An 18,678-nucleotide genomic window follows, 5' to 3' on the forward strand; every position below is an offset into this window, starting at 1 on the left:
TTTAAAATGAAAAAGGGTGCTTCATCAAAAATGAAACACCCTTTTTTAAAATATGCTTTCTTAGTTAATCTTAGTGTAATAAATATTCAGTTTAATCTTATTTGTAGCATTGTTAAACGCGCCGATAACGGACCTGTTAGCTGTGGTAATTGGTGACATGATGCCATATTCAGCAAGTAAATTTGGTGCTGGAGCTAAATAGAAACCATTATCGATTGATTTTCCATCTATTAAATCCTGCAGCAAACCGGTAACAATAAAAGTATAGTTTTTGGTTCCAATGTTGTATCCGCCACCAAAGTTAGCAATATACCTAAAGTCGGAAGAATTCTGATCAGGGATCAATGCTCTTTGTCCGGCAATATCATACTGGTAAAGAGCTAAACTTTGTGCTGGCACAAAAGGAGCTACCTCATTACCAGTACTTAAATCAACCACCAATTCTGCTTTATTGATAATAATTTTGGCACCAAGGTTTTTGACAAATTGCTTAAGGTAAGGAAAGCTTATTTTATTTCTTACACCAGCTAAAGGCTGTAAATAAGTTGCCTCATATTGTTTATTGGTAGCATCTGCAAGCTGGGTTGCCACGGGTGTACCAGTATAATTGTGTTTAATAGTTGCTGCAACCGGATTAATCTTCTGGTTAATAGGAAACAAGGCTACAGCGGTATCTATTGCTGTGGTAGTAGTTGCGTTTTGTTTGGTGTAATAAACCTCTATAGAAGCATTGCCTTTGTTAAAATCAAAAAACATCACGCCACCGGTACCTGTTGAATTTGCTTTATTGATGCTTACCTTCAATCCTTTAAAAGAGGAGTTGAAAGTAACATCGTTTAGAAGCACAGTAGTTCCTTTGTCTAAGATATTGGTCTTGATAAATGCGTTGCTCAATTTTATTCTTAACGATGCTGGTACCGCTTTTAAAGTGTCTGGTTTAGCCGCAACAATAGCCGTAATTTTAAAAGGCGTATTAGGTTTAATTCTACCGGTAAAAGTTCCTGCAATTTCCGTCTGGGCTTCCCATTCTCTATTGCTTAAAAAAGAAGTTTCAGTAGAAAGGTTTTTCGTTAACTGCTGAACGTTCACACTGTAAACAGAAGTCGTTGTATCTCCATAAAACTGAGTAGAATAAGGGAGTACCAATACTGCTGAATCTACCATAGCATTGGTGCCAAAACTATAGGCAGAGCTAGGCAGGTTAACACTTAATGCTAAACTGGCTTCCGAAGTCCCAAATAAAGGGTCTTTAAAGTATCCAAAAGGAATACGAACAGGGTTTCCAGCAGCACCAACGCTAAAAAAAGTAGAAGTTACTTCGTCGGCTACTGTTTTTGTTTTAACTGTAACAGAGTCTACAAGTGCACCCTGAATAGCGTCGTCCGGATCAAGGTCAAGGCCTAAAGTATTAGACTCATTACACGAGGCAAAAAGAAAAAGACTTATTAACAGGGTCAATAAGTCTAGTTTTGAAAATTTCATATTTAAATTAATAATACCGTTTGTTTATGCTATTGAAACCATTTCTTCGTTCGATATCTCCTCGTATAAATTATAGAAGTTGTCGAAATTTTCGGTTAAATTATAAGCTAAAGTTGGCTTATTAGAATCTTTAACAAATTTTAACACATTAGCATCAATTACGTCGGTTGCAAAAACCACTGCATCCGAGTAAGAAATTGCACCAATGTGCATGGTGTTACAATCTGCATTTTCAAATACTTTTGTATCTTCAGGCGTCATGTCTTTCATTACTGCTTTTTTGTTCAGTTCCGTATTTAAGGTTTCTGTAAAACAGTTCTCATAAATGGAATAAACTACCTTAGAATTCTTGAAGGTAGGGTCATTTTTATAAGTTGTTTTAATGTAAGCAGGAACCAAAGCGGTCATCCATCCATGACAATGAACAATATCAGGAGCCCATCCCAATTTTTTCACGGTTTCTAACGCACCTTTGCAAAAGAAGATCGTTCTTTCGTCGTTATCAGCATAAAATTTGTTTTCTTTATCGCGGAAAACATATTTACGCTGAAAATAATCCTCGTTGTCCAAAAAGTAAACCTGCATACGCGCCGCCGGTATAGAAGCGACCTTAATGATCAAAGGATTGTCATTGTCGTCTATTACAATGTTCATTCCAGACAAACGAATTACTTCGTGGAGTCTGTTTCGTCTTTCATTGATGTTGCCGAACCTAGGCATTAGAATGCGGATTTCGAAACCTTTTTCCTGCATTGCCTGCGGTAATTGGCGGGTAATTTCTGAAATTTTTGTAAGTTCGAGGAAAGGCGACATCTCGTGTGTAACAATCAGTAGCTTCGTTTTTGCCATCTCCATATTCGTGAATAATATTATGTTAAAGAAAAGATAATCAAGGGGCAAAGGTAATCAAAATTATAATATTTATCAAGTTCTTCGTCAAGATGTTTTGTTAAGAATAGATAAATAACCAACTTTGGCACCGAATACTTTTAACTTAGGTTTGGAAATAATAAATACTATAGCAGCATTAAAATTGTTGTTGGAGCCTATAAAACAGGCTCATCAAAAAATTGCAATTGTGCCTACTATGGGTGCTTTGCACAAAGGGCATGTATCACTCATTGCTGCAGCTAAACAATTGGCAGACCTTGTTGTTTGCAGTGTTTTTGTTAATCCTACGCAATTTACGGATCCTAAAGACCTGGAGAAATATCCTCGGCCTTTAGCTCACGATATCAAAATGCTGGAAGAAGCAGGTTGCAATGTGGTTTTTATGCCCTCGGTGAGAGAAATGTATCCTCAGCCAGAAAACTGGCACATTGATTTGGGTGCGGTTGAATTTTTATTGGAAGGTGAGTTTAGGAAGGGTCATTATCAGGGCGTTACACAGATTGTTAAAAAGCTTTTTGATGCTGTTAATCCAGATCTGGCTTTTTTTGGCCAAAAAGATTTTCAGCAGGTACTCATGATTAAAAAAATGGTAGACCATTTTCAACTGCCTGTAAAAGTAGTTAGTTGTCCGATAATAAGAGAAATCGACGGACTGGCAATGAGTTCCAGAAACATCAACCTTACGGCGCAAGACCGTCAAAATGCACTAGTTTTAAGTAAGGCGCTTGAATATGTTAAAAGCCATTTCAAGGAGAAAAACATAGAAAGCCTGCTCGAAAACGCAACTGCTATGTTGAAGGGTACTGCTGGTGTTGAGCTTGATTATTTTACCATAGCGAATGGTGAAACGCTGCTTCCTGAATACGATAAAAATGCAGGAAATCTTGTGGCCCTAGTAGCCGCAAAAGTGGGCGAAACCCGCTTAATTGACAATATGTTGCTGGACTAATAAAAAACTATTCTTGCAAATATTAAACTTTAGTTAACTTTGTGAAATGATTATCGAGATTTTAAAATCGAAAATACACCGTGTTAGAGTAACACAGGCAGAATTGCATTATGTAGGCAGTATTACCATAGATGAAGATTTAATGGATGCAGCCAATATAATCGCAAACGAAAAAGTGCAGATTGTTAACAATAACAATGGAGAGCGTTTTGAAACCTATGTGATTAAAGGTGAGCGTGGAACTGGTACTGTTTGTTTAAACGGAGCCACTGCTAGAAAGGTTCAGGTGGGCGATATACTCATTATTATGTCTTTTGGCGCTTTGCCTATCGCTGAAGCTAAAAATTACCATCCAATATTGGTTTTTCCTGACGATAACAACCATTTGCTAAAGTAAAAAGCTTTTGAAGTAATTGTTATGCAACCATAGTATTTTGATTTAGATTAACTAAATTTGGCGTATTGTATTTTTTAAAAAATTAAAGATATGCTATTTCAACTAAGCGAAGAACAATTAATGATTCAGCAGGCTGCCAGGGACTTTGCACAAAATGAACTGAAGCCTGGTGTTATTGAGCGTGACGAGCATCAAAAGTTTCCTGCAGACCAGGTTAAAAAACTAGGAGAACTGGGGTTTTTGGGTATGATGGTATCCGAAAAATATGATGGCAGTGGTTTAGATACGCTGTCTTATGTTTTAGTGATGGAAGAGCTTTCCAAAATTGATGCTTCTGCTTCTGTAGTCGTATCTGTAAATAACTCCTTGGTTTGCTATGGCCTGGAAGCCTTCGGCACTGAAGCACAGAAAGAAAAATATTTAAAACCACTTGCTTCAGGTCAAAAGATCGGTGCATTCTGTTTATCAGAGCCTGAAGCGGGGTCTGATGCCACCTCTCAACAAACTACTGCCGAAGATAAAGGTGATTACTATTTGTTGAATGGCACTAAAAACTGGATTACTAATGGCGGCACTGCCTCTACCTATCTGGTCATTGCACAAACACATAAAGAATTAAAACATAAAGGAATCAATGCTTTCATCGTAGAAAAAGGCATGGAAGGCTTTACTATTGGTCCGAAAGAAAATAAATTAGGAATTCGAGGTTCAGATACCCATTCTTTGATGTTTAATGACGTGAAAGTCCCAAAAGAAAACCGGATTGGCGAGGATGGATTTGGTTTTAAATTTGCCATGAAAACGCTCGAAGGTGGACGCATTGGTATTGCTGCACAAGCTTTGGGTATTGCTGCAGGTGCTTATGAATTAGCCTTAGCTTATTCAAAACAAAGAAAAACTTTCGGCAAACCTATTTATGAACACCAGTCTATCGCTTTTAAATTAGCAGATATGGCTACCGAAATTGAAGCCGCCAGGTTACTGGTTTATAAAGCAGCATGGTTAAAAGACCAGGGGCAATCGTATACTTTAGCTGGCTCTATGGCCAAACTTTTTGCCTCTAAAGTAGCGATGGATGTAACCATCGAAGCGGTCCAAATACATGGAGGCTACGGCTTTGTAAAAGAATACCATGTAGAAAGGTTAATGCGCGATGCGAAAATTACCCAAATCTACGAAGGGACTTCAGAGATACAAAAACTTGTTATTTCCAGAACTATTTTAAGTTAAAAAAGACCGTCATCCTTTCCTTGTTTTAATTTTAAGGCAGGATGACGGTTATTTAAGATAAAAAACCTTCTTTATTTTCTTGAGCTGGTTATGCCTCCTAAAACCATTTGAATCAGGGCAACAACAATGGCCAATAGTGCTGCAGAGAAGAATCCTGAAGTATTAAATCCAGTCATCATGCTATCCACTAATAAAATCATCAATACGGTAATAATAAAAGAAACTAGTCCGAGGGTCAAAAAATTAAGCGGAAGGGTAAGTATTCTTAAGATAAACCCAATGGTTCCATTTACAACGGCTATCAGGATTGCCGCAATTATTGCACTTCCAAAACCATCAATTTGTACGCCAGGTACCAGGTAAGCCCCCAATAACATGGCCAGGCCAGTCAATAGAATTTCTAAAATAATTCCCATAATGTGTAATTTAGTTGAATGATTAAATTTTTATCTAAAATAGCAGTTATTACTTCTATTAGTATGTGTTTAAGCTGTTCCTCATCAAATAATAAGCCAGTATTTATTCATTTTTCTGCAGATAGTAACGCCATAATTCTTTCAGACATTGACCCGGTGGGTTTACTGCAATTAAAAAATAACCAGCCCGATAGTACTACCCGTATGAAATGGGTAACGGTAAGTGTGGATGGGAAGAGAATTTCTGGTAAAATTAATATAACCGGCGAAAACCTTGTGTTTACCCCCAACACACCTTTTCAAAGGGGGCTGTCTTACCTCGTTTCCACCCCCCTTAATGCCAACTTTGGTGGAGCAAAAGAAATAATTAAAGGCAAAATAAATTATCAATTAAAGCCACAGCAAAAGATCTTGCAACGTTAGCCTCATTTTAGGATGAGTCCACAGTGAATCCACAGTGAGTCAAGGGTGACTCAACGTATTGCTCGGCAAAAGGTTGACTCACTGTTGACTCACCCTTGACTCACCCTTGACTCACTGTGGACTCACTGTTTCTGATCCTTAACTTTGCCTGTACTCAGGTTAAACATCCGATAGTGTTGTGATCTTCATTGGTATGTGATTTTTTTTCAAAAGTGATGAAGGTGTCAAGATAAATATTTATTGTAGTTTGTGAGTGTTTGCACATGAAGGTTTCATATTAAAAAAAATATGCGTATCTTTGCACGGATATAGAGAATTAGAGGGGGCGCGTGTCCCCTCTTTTCTGTTTTAGCAAATTGGTTATGCAGATAGAAAACAGAGTAAGAGAACTAGTTGAAGAAAAAATTTCGGATAGGCCGGAATTATTTTTGGTAGAGGTTAAAATGCTGCCAAACAATAAGCTTATTATTCATGTTGATGGCGATGAAGGTATCAGCATACAAGATTGTGCAGCAATTAGCAGGCATGTGGGTTTTCATTTAGAAGAAGAAAATACCATAGCGCAGGCTTACAATTTAGAAGTTTCATCTCCTGGTGTAGGAGAGGCACTGAAGCTGAAAAGACAATACCTTAAAAACATTGGAAGAGAGATAAGTGTTAAACTTCCAGGTGGCGATAAAAAAGAAGGCAAATTATTTTCAGTAACCGATACCGGTCTCAATATTGAGGAAAGTGTTAAAGAAAAAGGTAAAAAAGCCACTATGGTAGAAACCCATATTGCGTTTGATAATATAACAGAAGTAAAGGTTTTAATTTCATTTAAATAAAATGAGCAACATTAATTTAATCGATTCGTTCCAGGAATTCAAAGAGTTCAAGAACATCGACCGCCCAACAGTGATTAGTGTGCTGGAAGAGGTGTTTCGTAGTATGCTGCGAAAAAAATATGGAACGGATGAGAATTGCGATGTAATTGTTAACCCAGACAACGGAGATTTGGAAATTTGGCGGACAAGGAAAGTGATGGAAGATGGCTTTTCGGAGGACGATGATTTGGAAATTGAACTTTCTGAGGTTAAGCAGCTGGATCCGGACATGGAAATTGGCGACGACTACATTGAGCAAATCACGCTCGAAAGTTTCGGTCGTAGGGCTATTTTAGCCGCACGCCAAACTTTAGTTTCTAAGGTGCTTGAACTGGAGAAAGACGAAATATTTAAAAAATATAAAGACAGAGTTGGCGAAATCGTAACTGGTGAAGTTTATCAGGTATGGAAAAAAGAGACTTTGGTATTGGATGATGAAGGTAATGAGCTGATGATGCCTAAGACTGAGCAGATTCCTGCAGATTATTTCAAAAAAGGAGATACCATTCGTGCGGTAATCTCTAAAGTTGATATGATGAACAGCACTCCAAAAATCATCATCTCCAGAATTGCACCTGAATTTTTACAACGTTTATTTGAGATTGAAGTTCCAGAGATTTTTGATGGCTTAATTACTATTAAGAAAATTGTTCGTGAACCCGGTGAACGTGCTAAAGTTGCAGTAGAATCTTATGATGACAGAATTGACCCTGTGGGTGCTTGTGTTGGTATGAAAGGTTCTCGTATTCACGGTATTGTGAGAGAATTGAAAAATGAAAACATTGATGTAATTAACTTTACTAACAATGTTTCTTTATATATTACGAGGGCTTTGAGTCCGGCAAAGATCAGTTCTATTAAACTGGATGATGTTACAAAACATGCATCGGTTTACTTAAAACCAGATCAGGTATCCTTAGCTATTGGTCGTGGAGGGCATAATATTAAATTGGCAGGTAAATTAACCGGCTATGAGATTGATGTATTCCGTGAAGCAGGTGAAGAAGATGAAGATGTTGATATCGAAGAATTCTCAGATGAAATCGATAGCTGGATCATTGATGAGTTAAAAGCGATTGGATGCGATACTGCGAAAAGTGTATTAGCACTTTCTGTAGATGAATTAGTAAAACGTACCGATTTAGAAGAAGAAACGATTAAGGAAGTAGTGAATATTTTAAAGTCAGAATTTGAGTAATTTAAATTTTATGAGTGAGAAATAGGTATAAAGCATGTGAGAAAATTCAAACAAATTACATACACATGAAATAAAACAAGAATAAACATTACTTTTGTACAAGAATTAAGAAAAAAGAGGAATATCAATGTCAGACGACAAACCAATAATTTTATTTAAGGCAGTTAAGGAACTTAACGTTGGCATAGCTACGGCCGTTGAGTTCCTGGAAAAGAATGGCTTTTCTGTCGAGAATAAACCCACTACCAAGCTTTCAAAAAACATGTACGATGCATTATTGAAAGAATTTCAGGGAGATAAAATCGTAAAAGAAGAGGCCAATCAAATTGTTATTGGTAAAATACGTCGTGATGAGCCTGATGTAATAGAGAAAGCTGTGGAAGCTCCGAAAAAGAACGTTGAGTTCGAAAATGAAGGTATTTTAATTAAAAACCTTCATACTTATACACATCCGGTTGAGAAACCGAAAGAAGAGCCTGTTTTTGCAAAGGAACAGCCTCCTGTAAAAGTGGAAGCACCAGCAGAAAAAACGCCTGAAAAAGTAGAAGAGAGTTCGCTTCCAGGAGTTAAAATTATTGGGAAAATAAATCTTGATGATATCAACAGTAAAACACGCCCTGTTAAAAAGGAGGAAACTCCTGCAGCACCGGCGCCAGTAGCTGTAGTTAAAGCAGAAACTCCTGCACCTGTAGCTGCTCCAGAGGTAGTGAAAGAAACACCTAAAGAGCCAGTGAAAGAAGAAAAACTTGTAGAGTTTACACCTGTGGTTAAAGCTGAAGTGCTACAACCTGTACCAGCTATTAAAGCTGAAGAGAAACCCATGCCTGTTGAAAAGCCTGCTGTTAAACCAGTAACGGTTGTTAAACCAGAGCCTGTTAAAGAAACTCCTGCCCCTAAGGTTAATAAACCCGATGAGGTTGAGGTTATAAAAGCAAGATCGGTTAAATTAACTGGGCCAAATATTATTGGTAAAATTATTTTACCGGTAACGCCTGATCGTAAATCTTCGCCCATCGCTTCATCTAATGATAGCGAAAATGCGAAGCGTAAGCGTAAGCGTAAAAAAACACCAGGTCATACGTCTGCACCAAGTCAGGGTTCAGCAACTCCGGCAGCAGCACAAGGTACAACTTCGGGAACACCGCATACACCAAAACCAGCTGTTACTCCACCTTCTTTTCCAAACAGACCAGATTTTAGAAATAACACTAACAATACTGCCAACAGGCCAAACTTTAGAAATAGCAAACCTGGTGGGTTTGGAGGGTCTAAAGAAGAACCTACGGAAAAAGAAATACAAGATCAGATCAAGGCTACGCTTGCACGTTTAAGTGGCGCTGGTAAATCTGGGAAATTTGCACAAAGAGCAAAACTTCGTCGTCAAAAACGTGATGATGTTGCTTTAAGTGCAGATGAATTAGCATTAGAACAAGAGGCACAATCCAAAGTGTTAAAAGTTACTGAGTTTGTTACGGCAAATGAATTGGCTACTATGATGGATGTACCAGTAACCAAAATTATTGGTACTTGTATGAGTTTGGGTATGTTCGTATCCATTAATCAACGTTTGGATGCTGAAACTTTAATGATTGTTGCTGATGAGTTTGGATACGAAATTCAATTCGTTAAACCAGATGATGAAGGTGATGTTTTAATTGAAGAAGAAGATGCAGCAGAAGATTTAGTACCTAGAGCACCAGTGGTAACCATAATGGGTCACGTGGATCATGGTAAGACTTCCCTGTTAGATTATATACGTAAAGCAAACGTTGTTGCTGGTGAAGCCGGTGGTATTACCCAGCATATTGGTGCTTATATGGTAACTACGCCAACGGGCAAAAAAGTTACTTTCCTGGATACTCCGGGTCACGAGGCCTTTACGGCAATGCGTGCACGTGGTGCTAAAGTTGCAGATATTGCCATTATTGTGGTAGCTGCTGACGATGCAGTGATGCCTCAAACAAAAGAAGCTATCAACCATGCGCAGGCTGCAGGTGTACCTATTGTATTTGCTTTTACTAAGATAGATAAGCCGGGAGCGAATTCTGAAAGAGTTCGTGAACAACTATCTGCCATGAATATTCTGGTTGAAGATTGGGGTGGTAAATTCCAGTCTCAGGAAATATCGGGTAAAAGTGGTCTGAATGTAGACTTGCTTTTAGAGAAAGTATTACTGGAAGCAGAATTTTTAGACCTTACTGCTAATCCTAAAAAACGTGCTACAGGTAGTGTAATTGAAGCTACCTTAGATAAAGGCCGTGGTATTGTTACTACGGTTTTAGTTCAGGCAGGTACATTGAAAATTGGGGATCCAATTTTAGCAGGTAGCTATAGCGGTCGTGTTAAAGCGCTATTTAATGAGCGTGGACAAAAAGTATTGGAGGCTGGTCCTTCTGTACCGGTTCAGGTTTTGGGTATGCAAGGCGCACCTACAGCGGGTGATAAATTCAACGCACTTGAAAGTGAAACTGAAGCGAGAGATATTGCAAATAAACGTTTGCAGTTGATGCGTGAGCAAGGATTACGTACACAGAAACACATTACTTTAGATGAAATTGGCCGTCGTTTGGCTATCGGTAACTTTAAAGAACTTAACCTGATTATTAAAGGTGATGTTGATGGGTCTATTGAGGCACTATCTGACTCCCTATTGAAGCTTTCTACTGAAGAAATACAGGTGAATATCATTAGCAAAGCAGTGGGTCAGATTTCTGAATCTGATGTGTTGTTAGCTTCTGCATCAGATGCGATTATTATAGGTTTCCAGGTTCGTCCTTCTACAGGAGCACGTAAACTTGCCGAAGCTGAACAAATCGATATCCGCCTTTATTCTATCATTTACGATGCAATCAACGAGATCAAAGCGGCAATGGAAGGTATGTTGGCTCCAGAGTTTCAAGAGAAGATTACAGCGAATGTTGAAATTAGAGATGTCTTTAAAATCACTAAAGTTGGTACCATTGCAGGTTGTATGGTATTGGATGGTAAAATTACCCGTAACAGTAAGATCCGTATCGTTAGAGATGGCGTAGTGGTTTATACAGGTGAACTTGCTTCACTGAAACGTTATAAAGATGATGTGAAAGAAGTGAGTTCTGGTTATGAATGTGGTTTAAATATCCATAACTTTAACAACATTGAAGTTGGCGACATCGTTGAAGCTTACGAACAAGTTGAAGTGAAAAGAAAATTGTAATTAGTTAATAAGAAAAAAAGGGTTTCAATTTTATTGAAACCCTTTTTTTTTATCCCAGATATCATAATTAGCTTTATAATGTTAAAACCTGAAGGTTGTTTGCAGGATAATAGTTATTTGTGGCTTTTAAAATTAGATATGAAAAGTAAAATTACGGGTGGTTTGGCAGAAAAAATACTATCACTTAAGGTGATGGGCAAGTATGAAGTTGATTATTTTCGTTGTGAAGAAACAGGTTTCATTCAAACTGTAGAACCTTATTGGCTGGAGGAAGCTTATTCCTCTGCGATAACTAAACTTGATGTTGGACTGCCGGAGCGAAATGAAACACTCCGTAATAAAATAATCCCTATTCTATCCAATCACTTCAATGCGGAGGGCATTTTTCTAGACTTTGCGGGAGGATACGGACTTTTTACACGAATGATGCGCGATAAGGGTTTTAATTTTTATCATACAGATAAACATTGTCCGAATTTATTTGCTGAATTTTTTGACTTGGTTGATATTAAGCAGGAAAACTTCGAATTAGTTACTGCATTTGAAGTTTTTGAACATTTACCAAATCCAATTCCTGAAATTGAAGCCATATTGAAATATAGTGATAATTTATTCTTTACAACGGTTCTGCCTCCGAATGAGTTGAAAGAATTGAAACAATGGTGGTATCTGATACCAGAAACAGGTCAACATATTTCTTTTTATTCTGCCAAATCATTGCAATATATAGCTGATCGGTTTGGGCGTAATTTCTATACCGATGGTCTCAGTACTCATTTATTTACGAAGAAAAAATTGACTTTAAACCCTTTTACTGAACAGAAAATACCTTTTTTAATCAGAACAATGAAGAGAAAGGTAGATCGTTATTTCAGGAAGGTTTATGGAAGAGAAAGTTTATTACAGAAAGATTGGCAGGAAATCAAGGATAAGCTTAGCTAAGTTAATTTTTGAAAAACGAGCTTATAAATCTTTTGATTCTCCTTCTTAATAAATTTTGTTTTCTCCATTTCTCTGCTAAACTGAATTCATGTTTAAAAACGGCATAATCTGCTGTTTTTTCTGGAACAAAAAATTTTGGATGCCTAAGTTCCCCTAAGTTTTCCAAAGCCAGGTTAGCATAGGGACTATTTTTATTAGTAGTATGGGTTCCATCGGCTCTAAAGCCGATATTACTTATTAAATTTACGTTTGGATTAATACTAAGGCTGTTGTTAAAGTAATTGATTAAGGTTAATTGATAGTCCCAAGTGTCGATTATACCTGCTTTGGTCTCTTTAAATATCCTTTGCCATTCTTCGGCAAGAAAAGTGTCATCAAATATATTATCCAGACAGGCATTTGCTTCTTCCTGGCTAAATTCACTAAGCGTTTTATCATAATCTTTCCATACTCTTTTCCAGGTGGCCCAACCCCATACATGGGATTGATTGGTAAAATAGTAACTTGCATTTCCCCATTGTTTACCTAGTTGTAAATTGCAACCTGAAATATGCCTTATGCGCGTATCAAAACGGTACTTTTCTAATAATACATCGCAATACCTAAAAAAATCAATAGATGGCAGGCAATCATCTTCGAGTATAACACCCTCTTGTTCCACTTCGAAAAACCAATCTATGGCTGTAGAAATAGCCTCTTTACAACCTAGGTTATTTTTCCGAAAAAGTGTTTTTACCTCGCAATCCCAATCGATATCATTAATGATTGATCTGGTCTTTTCACACAATGCTTGTTCTTCGGTTTTGTCTGATCTTGGTCCGTCGGCAGCAATATATAACTTTGGTGGCTTCACTACTTTAATTTGATTAAAGACTTGCAATGTAGTATCTGGCCTATTGAATATTAAAAATAATAACGGTGATTTAGCCTGGTAATTTTTCATCAGAATATGATTTTAAAGGTGATGAAGCTAGGAGCATCATTTTGAAAGTGATTGATACACAGTTATTGTTTTATCCATACAACTTTGCATAGAAAATTTCTTTAATCGCAACTTGCCATTTTTAACAATTGTTTTTGCTAAAAGGCTATTCGTAACGACCTCTTTAATAGTGCATAGGATACTGTTTAAATCATAAGGATCAAAGTAGGAGATAGCATTACCCCCAATTTCCCTGAAGCATGCATTATCACTGGCAATGACTGGGCAATTATTTTTAAAAGCCTCTAGAATAGGTAAGCCAAAGCCTTCATATAATGATGGAAACACGAAAGCTAATGCGTTCTGGTAAAGTGATTTAAGTTCTTGATCAGTAGCATTAAACTGCAAAATTTTATTTTCTAGGTTTAAGTGTTTGATGATTTCCAGTTCGTTAATTGTAAAAGACCCTCCTCCTGCACAATAGAGTTTCATCTCTTTATTTTCTGCCAATAAGGGATGAATAGAGGTTAATAGAACCGGGAAATTCTTATAACTTTTACGATCGCCAACAAACAGAATGTAATTCTCCATTGATGTGTTGTTGTATGTATTCTGTAGCCCTGAAGGCTCTTGTGTATTCATTTGATAGCCATGATGGATTACCGTTATCCGCTGTGGGTCTACTTGTAATATATTTATTAAGTCTTGTTTAGTGGATTCAGATATGGCAATGATATGTGCCGCATTTTCAACGCATATTCTTTTATATTTCACATTAATATCGTTAGGTACAAAATGTTCAGGAAAGAGCTCATGAATCATATCATGCACCGTAATTACAAAAGGTTTTTTATTATACTTTAAAAAATAAGGATGGTAATAGCTAGGGTGAAGCACATCATAATTATTTTTCAGCATCAGATATTTTGAATATTGTTTATTCCATTTGTAACATTTATCACTTTTTTTTAATAATAGCCTACCTAGTGCATTATTAAGAGGAGCAGGATATTCCTTTAAGTAATGGTTTGGGGTGTATAATATGCCTACCTTCGATTGTATGTCTTCTCTTTGTTCCAAACTGTGTTGGATATTGGTAAAATAACGGGAAATGCCACCGTATTTTTGCATTGAAAAAGTTTGATGATCTATAAGAAGTTTTAACATTAACTAAAAGTTTGCATGTTTATTAAACGCTTATATAAACCATTATTGTTCAATAATTCGGTATGTGTTCCTCTTTCTTTAATTTCACCCTTGTCAATCACCAAAATTAAATCAGCGTGCTGTATGGTACTTAAACGGTGGGCAATGACAATAGAGGTGCGATTTTGCATGAGGTTATTTAAGGCCTCCTGAACTAATTTTTCAGATTCTGTATCTAATGCTGACGTCGCCTCGTCGAGTAACATAATTGGTGGATTGTCTAAAATAGCCCTGGCAATACAGATACGTTGTTTTTGGCCACCAGATAAACGGTTGCCCCTGTCGCCAACATAGGTTTGGTAACCCTGTTCGGTATTTAAAATAAAATCATGAGCGTTCGCAATTTTTGCCGCTGCAATAACTTCTTGTTCTGTGGCCTCAGGTTTAGCAAAAGCAATGTTATTAAAAATGGTATCATTAAATAAGAAAGATTCCTGGTTTACCGTACCCATTTGCGCACGGATACTTTCAATAGTTAAGTCTCTGAAATCATACCCATCGATTTTAATCGAACCAGTTTTTGGATCATGGAAACGTGGTATGAGATCCATTAAAGTGCTTTTTCCACCACCCGACGGACCCACCAAAGCCACCGTTTTACCTTTAAATACCTCAAAACTAATGTTTTTAAGTACTTCTTTCTCTCCGTAATTAAAGTAAACATTTTCAAAAACTAATGAGTTTTTGAAATCGGCGAGATTTTTAGCGTCTGATTTATTTATAATTTCTGGTTTGGTGTCAATCAGTTCCAAGACGCGTTCGCCAGCAGCAATTCCAGTATGGATGTTACTGAAAGACTCTGTTAAGGCTTTTGCAGGGCGCATAACCTGCGAGAAAATAGCAATATAGGCTATAAACTGACCTGAGGAAAGGGCATCAGGCTGGTTGCTTATAATTAAAGATCCTCCATACCAAACGATAAAAGAAACCATGATAATGCTTAAAAATTCTGATACAGGTGAACCGAGCTGTTGCCTTCTCACCATCTTTCTGTTGAGGTTAGAATAAAAGACGTTTTCATTTTGAAATTTTTCTTTTACCCTTTCGGTTGCATTAAAAGCTTTAATAATCTTTATTCCACTTAAAGATTCATCTAAAAACCCAATCATCCTTGCAAAAGATTCATGTGCTGCTTTAGCTTGTTGTTTTAATCTTTTCACAATTTTACTGATGATGAATGCTGAAATTGGAATCACCATTAGTGAAAATAAAGTGAGCTTTAAAGATATCGAGAACAACATCAGGATATAAAAGATAAGGGTCAATGGTTCTTTAAATACCACTTGTAGCGTGTTGGTAACCGAATATTGTACCACTTGTACATCTGAGGCTACCTTTGCAATGATATCTCCTTTACGTTCATTATTAAAGTAACCGACATGCAAATTCATTACATTATTAAATACGGTTTTACGCATGTTTAATAAGGTATGTACCCTGAGGTCTTCCATGTACCGTTGAGAAAAATACCTGAATATGTTGGATAATAACACGGAAATAACAATAATAATGCAGATGTATGTAAGCGTTCTTTCATGTCCGTTGGTGACAATAGAGGTGTTTACAAATTCCCTGAATTGGCCTGTAATGTCAAATGAAGAAGCCGTTTTTGGGTTTAAAGTATTCCCTAATGCTGCAACTTTAGGATTCAATGTTTCAAATAACGGTGCTAGCAGGGTAAGATTTAATACTCCAAAAAGGACAGAAAGAAGGGTTGCAATAACATAAGGTATGGCGAACTTTTCTATTGGTTTTGCGAAGGAAAGTAATCGGAAGTATGTTTTCATTAAAAAAAAATATGATGCAAAGGTACTAATTTAGCCTTTATTATGTTTTTTTAGGCATTTCAAGAATAATTCGATTCTAGGGAATGCTAACCTTTTCTAAAAAAAGTTACTATTTCTTTTCCTGCCTTCTTTAAATTTTCTGAACATATACCTGATGTAGATATAATATCCCAGGTGTTTTTTTATTAATGAGGGTTTATCTTTTTTAAATAAAGGATCTGTAGTAATCGAAGAAAAGCCCTCCATGTGATAATAAGCCACATCAACGTTTTTGTAGACCTTCTTGAAATTGCTATCACCCCAACATTGGATGTTCAATAAATAATCAGCAAATACCGTGTATTTTAAGGAATAGTTGTATTTTTTGAATACCTGAACTGGATAAAATATGCATTGATGACATAAGTTCATTTTGGCAATCTTATAGGACGAGAATTCTCCATTGAAATGATTTTCCCCATTTCTGCAATTCCCATAATAAATAGTGCTTTCATTTTTAAGTTGACTAATGATTGTTTTAAAGGTGGGGAGAATCCTATCGTCAGCACCCAAAAATATGACCCATTTCCCAGTAGCAAGCTTTGCTCCTTTATTCATTGCGTCATATATTCCATTATCTTTTTCACTAATTATCCGGGGCTTGATGGTCGTGAAATCGTTAATTATCTCAAGTGTATTGTCTTTGCTTTTACCATCTATAATAATGAGTTCATAGGGTTCAAGCACATTTTCAGCTATAGACTTAAGACAATCTTTTATGAAAACCCCTGCATTGAAAGTAGCAATAACAATGGTTAAAACCGGAATTGGGGTTATCCTAAGGGTAGTGCTATTCATCATACTCAAAGATAGGAAATACCAGGATTATTTAAACTTGTATATTTGTATCTTATGTATGTAGAAAATGCAATAGATATTGTAATTCCTTCATTTCGTTTGGATGAAGATACGCTGATCAAAATTATAAATGTTGACCAGCCATTAAACTTCAAGATTAATTTTTACATCATTGCTGATAATCCCGCTATAGCTGTACCCGAATCAATTCTAAAATTGGCTGAAAATGGTACAATTAATCTCGTTAAAAACGAAAAAAATTTAGGGTTTTCTAAAACCCGAAATAAAGGGATAACGTTAGGCAAGAGTAAATGGCTGCTTTTATTAGATGATGATATTACTCCTGAAAAGACTTTATTAATTGCTTATGCAAATGCTATTGCCAAAAATCATGACGCAATAGGCTTTGCGGGTGTGACTAATTTTCCGAAGCCATTCAATTCGACCACACTTGCTTTAGAAGTAAATGGGGATACTGGCCATTGTAAAAGTGCGGGGCAATATGCAGAATTGATGTGGGTACCCACAACTAATATTATGCTTAATAGGGAAAGCATGGATCCGAGCTTGTTTAATGAAAATTTAAAAAAGGGTGGGGAGGATATAGAGTTTTTAGTTAGAAACGCATTGCTTAATAATAAAAAGTATATAGGTGTACCAGATGCTATTGTTGCGCATCCTTGGTGGCCAGGCGGCACTACCAAACGGTTATTTAGATACGGCGCTGGTGCTGCCCAAATAGCGTCTTTGCCAGCCATAAAAAAATATACATACCATAACTTTACGAATACAGCAGAAACGTTATTGTTATTAATTTTATGCTCGCCTTTAATCGTAATCAATTTTTCGTGGGGTGTATTAATTGAAATGGTCTTGATTTTGGTAGGTGTAGAATTTGTAATCAACTGCTTTCGGAGTGTTTATTTAATTAAAAAGTTCTCTTTAGGGGTGGCAGTTAATTTGTTCTGGATAAAAAATTGTTATGAGGTCGGATATTTAATGGAAAGCCTTTTAAAAGGGAGACTTTCTGGTTTTGGTGAACGAGTTGACATGGCCTTTACGCGGGAAAATCCAAGCTGGTTCAGACTAAACAAGTGGAAGATGTTAAAAGTAACCTTCTTATTAATATTGTTTACTATAATTCTTTTATAACCCCATTCTTACAACGCTTGGTATGGCGTTCTACAGTCCTTAGGTATTTTTTGTAGTTTATATCTTCGTTATGTCTGGAATTTATTTTATGGTACAAGTGAAAACAAACTGCTTTTAATTTTAACTGACGCTGCTTAATTCCAATATTGGTTAATCTTGCAGCAAGTTCAATGTCTTCATGGCCCCAGCCCTCTAAATCATTATTATAGCCATTTACGGCTAGGAAGTCAGCTTTCCAAAAAGAAAAGTTGCAACCTCTAAGGTTATTCGATCGCAGTTGATCTCCTTTGAAGAAACCTGAGAATATTGGTAAATAACTAGCGTTTATTTTACTACCCACACCAGAACTCATTGGTGAGATATTAATATTTTTGGTTTTTACTATTTTTGAGGTAAGTTTTTCGGAAAGCATGGAACGGCTGCCTTTAATATAGTAACCCATTTTAGCTTCCTGAATATGGTCAGCAATAAAGTTAGAGTGCAAAATAATATCTCCATCTATCTGCACGATATAATCGCCGGATGCAGCTGAAATGGCCCTGTTCATGACAATTGTTTTTCTAAAACCAATGTCTTCCTGCCAAAAATGTATTACAGGAATTGGTGTTTTTAGCTTAAAAGACTGAATGATCAATTTAGTCCTTTCATCGGAGCCGTCATCTGCAATGATAATTTCATTGGGAGATACCTTTAGCTTTAAAATGCTTTTTAAAACAAGTTCTAGTGCTTCAGGCCAATTGTAAGTAGAAATAACAAGGGAAATGGAAGTGGAAGCTAACATAAG

General features: G+C 36.6%; 17 protein-coding genes. 9 read left to right on the top strand and 8 right to left on the bottom strand.

Going from position 1 to position 18,678, the window contains the following annotated elements; genetic code table 11:
* Positions 1–60 precede the first annotated feature (60 nt).
* Positions 61–1,482 (bottom strand): DUF4270 domain-containing protein, encoded by a 1,422-nt coding sequence (locus AAKU52_RS02270; RefSeq protein ID WP_354329778.1) that lies wholly within the window; start codon positions 1,480–1,482, stop codon positions 61–63.
* Between the two features lie 24 nt (positions 1,483–1,506).
* On the bottom strand, positions 1,507–2,331 hold the full coding sequence (locus AAKU52_RS02275; protein ID WP_354330035.1) for a glycogen/starch synthase: 825 nt from the start codon (positions 2,329–2,331) through the stop codon (positions 1,507–1,509).
* A 151-nt stretch (positions 2,332–2,482) separates the two neighbouring features.
* Here AAKU52_RS02275 and panC point away from each other — a divergent pair, with 151 nt between their 5' ends.
* The 3 genes from panC to AAKU52_RS02290 all read left to right on the top strand — a co-directional run bounded on the left by panC (position 2,483) and on the right by AAKU52_RS02290 (position 4,949).
* On the top strand, positions 2,483–3,322 hold the full coding sequence (gene panC, locus AAKU52_RS02280) for a pantoate--beta-alanine ligase (RefSeq protein WP_354329780.1): 840 nt from the start codon (positions 2,483–2,485) through the stop codon (positions 3,320–3,322).
* Positions 3,323–3,368: 46 nt separating this feature from the next.
* Positions 3,369–3,719, top strand: a complete 351-nt coding sequence (panD, locus tag AAKU52_RS02285; protein ID WP_354329782.1) for an aspartate 1-decarboxylase — start codon at positions 3,369–3,371, stop codon at positions 3,717–3,719.
* Positions 3,720–3,809: 90 nt separating this feature from the next.
* Positions 3,810–4,949, top strand: coding sequence for an acyl-CoA dehydrogenase (locus tag AAKU52_RS02290; RefSeq protein ID WP_354329784.1), 1,140 nt, complete (start codon positions 3,810–3,812; stop codon positions 4,947–4,949).
* 71 nt (positions 4,950–5,020) lie between these two features.
* On the opposite strand, the gene AAKU52_RS02295 is transcribed toward AAKU52_RS02290, so the two are convergent.
* Positions 5,021–5,365, bottom strand: coding sequence for a phage holin family protein (locus AAKU52_RS02295; protein ID WP_354329786.1), 345 nt, complete (start codon positions 5,363–5,365; stop codon positions 5,021–5,023).
* An 18-nt stretch (positions 5,366–5,383) separates the two neighbouring features.
* On the opposite strand from AAKU52_RS02295, the gene AAKU52_RS02300 reads away from it, so the two are divergent.
* From AAKU52_RS02300 to AAKU52_RS02320, 5 genes are all read left to right on the top strand, one after another.
* Complete coding sequence (locus AAKU52_RS02300) at positions 5,384–5,788, top strand: hypothetical protein (RefSeq protein ID WP_354329788.1); 405 nt, start codon at positions 5,384–5,386, stop codon at positions 5,786–5,788.
* 362 nt (positions 5,789–6,150) lie between these two features.
* Complete coding sequence (gene rimP, locus AAKU52_RS02305; RefSeq protein WP_354329791.1) at positions 6,151–6,615, top strand: ribosome assembly cofactor RimP; 465 nt, start codon at positions 6,151–6,153, stop codon at positions 6,613–6,615.
* A gap of 1 nt (position 6,616) precedes the next feature.
* Positions 6,617–7,852, top strand: coding sequence for a transcription termination factor NusA (nusA, locus tag AAKU52_RS02310; RefSeq protein WP_354329793.1), 1,236 nt, complete (start codon positions 6,617–6,619; stop codon positions 7,850–7,852).
* Between the two features lie 127 nt (positions 7,853–7,979).
* On the top strand, positions 7,980–11,048 hold the full coding sequence (gene infB / locus AAKU52_RS02315) for a translation initiation factor IF-2 (protein WP_354329795.1): 3,069 nt from the start codon (positions 7,980–7,982) through the stop codon (positions 11,046–11,048).
* A gap of 138 nt (positions 11,049–11,186) precedes the next feature.
* Complete coding sequence (locus tag AAKU52_RS02320; RefSeq protein ID WP_354329797.1) at positions 11,187–11,990, top strand: class I SAM-dependent methyltransferase; 804 nt, start codon at positions 11,187–11,189, stop codon at positions 11,988–11,990.
* Position 11,991: 1 nt separating this feature from the next.
* Here the strand turns inward: AAKU52_RS02320 and AAKU52_RS02325 are convergent, their stop codons facing one another.
* The 4 genes from AAKU52_RS02325 to AAKU52_RS02340 all read right to left on the bottom strand — a co-directional run bounded on the left by AAKU52_RS02325 (position 11,992) and on the right by AAKU52_RS02340 (position 16,745).
* A complete protein-coding gene (locus AAKU52_RS02325) occupies positions 11,992–12,933 on the bottom strand; it encodes a nucleotide-diphospho-sugar transferase (RefSeq protein ID WP_354329799.1) in 942 nt (313 codons plus the stop codon).
* A gap of 36 nt (positions 12,934–12,969) precedes the next feature.
* Positions 12,970–14,079, bottom strand: a complete 1,110-nt coding sequence (locus tag AAKU52_RS02330) for a glycosyltransferase family 4 protein (RefSeq protein WP_354329801.1) — start codon at positions 14,077–14,079, stop codon at positions 12,970–12,972.
* Positions 14,079–15,905: an ABC transporter ATP-binding protein gene (locus AAKU52_RS02335; RefSeq protein ID WP_354329803.1), complete on the bottom strand. Its 1,827-nt coding sequence runs from the start codon at positions 15,903–15,905 to the stop codon at positions 14,079–14,081. The genes AAKU52_RS02330 and AAKU52_RS02335 overlap by 1 nt, the downstream gene beginning before the upstream one ends.
* Before the next feature lie 96 nt (positions 15,906–16,001).
* Positions 16,002–16,745, bottom strand: a complete 744-nt coding sequence (locus AAKU52_RS02340) for a glycosyltransferase (protein WP_354329805.1) — start codon at positions 16,743–16,745, stop codon at positions 16,002–16,004.
* Positions 16,746–16,796: 51 nt separating this feature from the next.
* Between AAKU52_RS02340 and AAKU52_RS02345 the strand changes: the two genes are divergently transcribed.
* Entirely contained in the window at positions 16,797–17,894 is a 1,098-nt protein-coding gene (locus AAKU52_RS02345; RefSeq protein ID WP_354329807.1) for a glycosyltransferase family 2 protein, read from the top strand.
* On the opposite strand, the gene AAKU52_RS02350 is transcribed toward AAKU52_RS02345, so the two are convergent.
* Positions 17,878–18,675 carry a glycosyltransferase family 2 protein gene (locus AAKU52_RS02350; RefSeq protein ID WP_354329809.1) on the bottom strand — a complete coding sequence of 266 codons (798 nt, stop codon included), beginning with the start codon at positions 18,673–18,675 and terminating at the stop codon, positions 17,878–17,880. The genes AAKU52_RS02345 and AAKU52_RS02350 overlap by 17 nt on opposite strands.
* Positions 18,676–18,678 lie beyond the last annotated feature (3 nt).

The sequence above is a fragment of the Pedobacter sp. CG_S7 genome (genome assembly GCF_040544395.1).
GTDB lineage: Bacteria > Bacteroidota > Bacteroidia > Sphingobacteriales > Sphingobacteriaceae > Pedobacter.

Coding starts and splice junctions, on each gene's coding strand:
- AAKU52_RS02270 (WP_354329778.1), bottom strand. CDS start 1,482: ATGAAATTTTCAAAACTAGACTTATTGACCCTGTTAATAAGTCTTTTT.
- AAKU52_RS02275 (WP_354330035.1), bottom strand. CDS start 2,331: ATGGCAAAAACGAAGCTACTGATTGTTACACACGAGATGTCGCCTTTC.
- panD (WP_354329782.1), top strand. CDS start 3,369: ATGATTATCGAGATTTTAAAATCGAAAATACACCGTGTTAGAGTAACA.
- AAKU52_RS02290 (WP_354329784.1), top strand. CDS start 3,810: ATGCTATTTCAACTAAGCGAAGAACAATTAATGATTCAGCAGGCTGCC.
- AAKU52_RS02295 (WP_354329786.1), bottom strand. CDS start 5,365: ATGGGAATTATTTTAGAAATTCTATTGACTGGCCTGGCCATGTTATTG.
- AAKU52_RS02300 (WP_354329788.1), top strand. CDS start 5,384: ATGATTAAATTTTTATCTAAAATAGCAGTTATTACTTCTATTAGTATG.
- rimP (WP_354329791.1), top strand. CDS start 6,151: ATGCAGATAGAAAACAGAGTAAGAGAACTAGTTGAAGAAAAAATTTCG.
- nusA (WP_354329793.1), top strand. CDS start 6,617: ATGAGCAACATTAATTTAATCGATTCGTTCCAGGAATTCAAAGAGTTC.
- infB (WP_354329795.1), top strand. CDS start 7,980: ATGTCAGACGACAAACCAATAATTTTATTTAAGGCAGTTAAGGAACTT.
- AAKU52_RS02320 (WP_354329797.1), top strand. CDS start 11,187: ATGAAAAGTAAAATTACGGGTGGTTTGGCAGAAAAAATACTATCACTT.
- AAKU52_RS02325 (WP_354329799.1), bottom strand. CDS start 12,933: ATGAAAAATTACCAGGCTAAATCACCGTTATTATTTTTAATATTCAAT.
- AAKU52_RS02330 (WP_354329801.1), bottom strand. CDS start 14,079: ATGTTAAAACTTCTTATAGATCATCAAACTTTTTCAATGCAAAAATAC.
- AAKU52_RS02335 (WP_354329803.1), bottom strand. CDS start 15,905: ATGAAAACATACTTCCGATTACTTTCCTTCGCAAAACCAATAGAAAAG.
- AAKU52_RS02340 (WP_354329805.1), bottom strand. CDS start 16,745: ATGATGAATAGCACTACCCTTAGGATAACCCCAATTCCGGTTTTAACC.
- AAKU52_RS02345 (WP_354329807.1), top strand. CDS start 16,797: ATGTATGTAGAAAATGCAATAGATATTGTAATTCCTTCATTTCGTTTG.
- AAKU52_RS02350 (WP_354329809.1), bottom strand. CDS start 18,675: ATGTTAGCTTCCACTTCCATTTCCCTTGTTATTTCTACTTACAATTGG.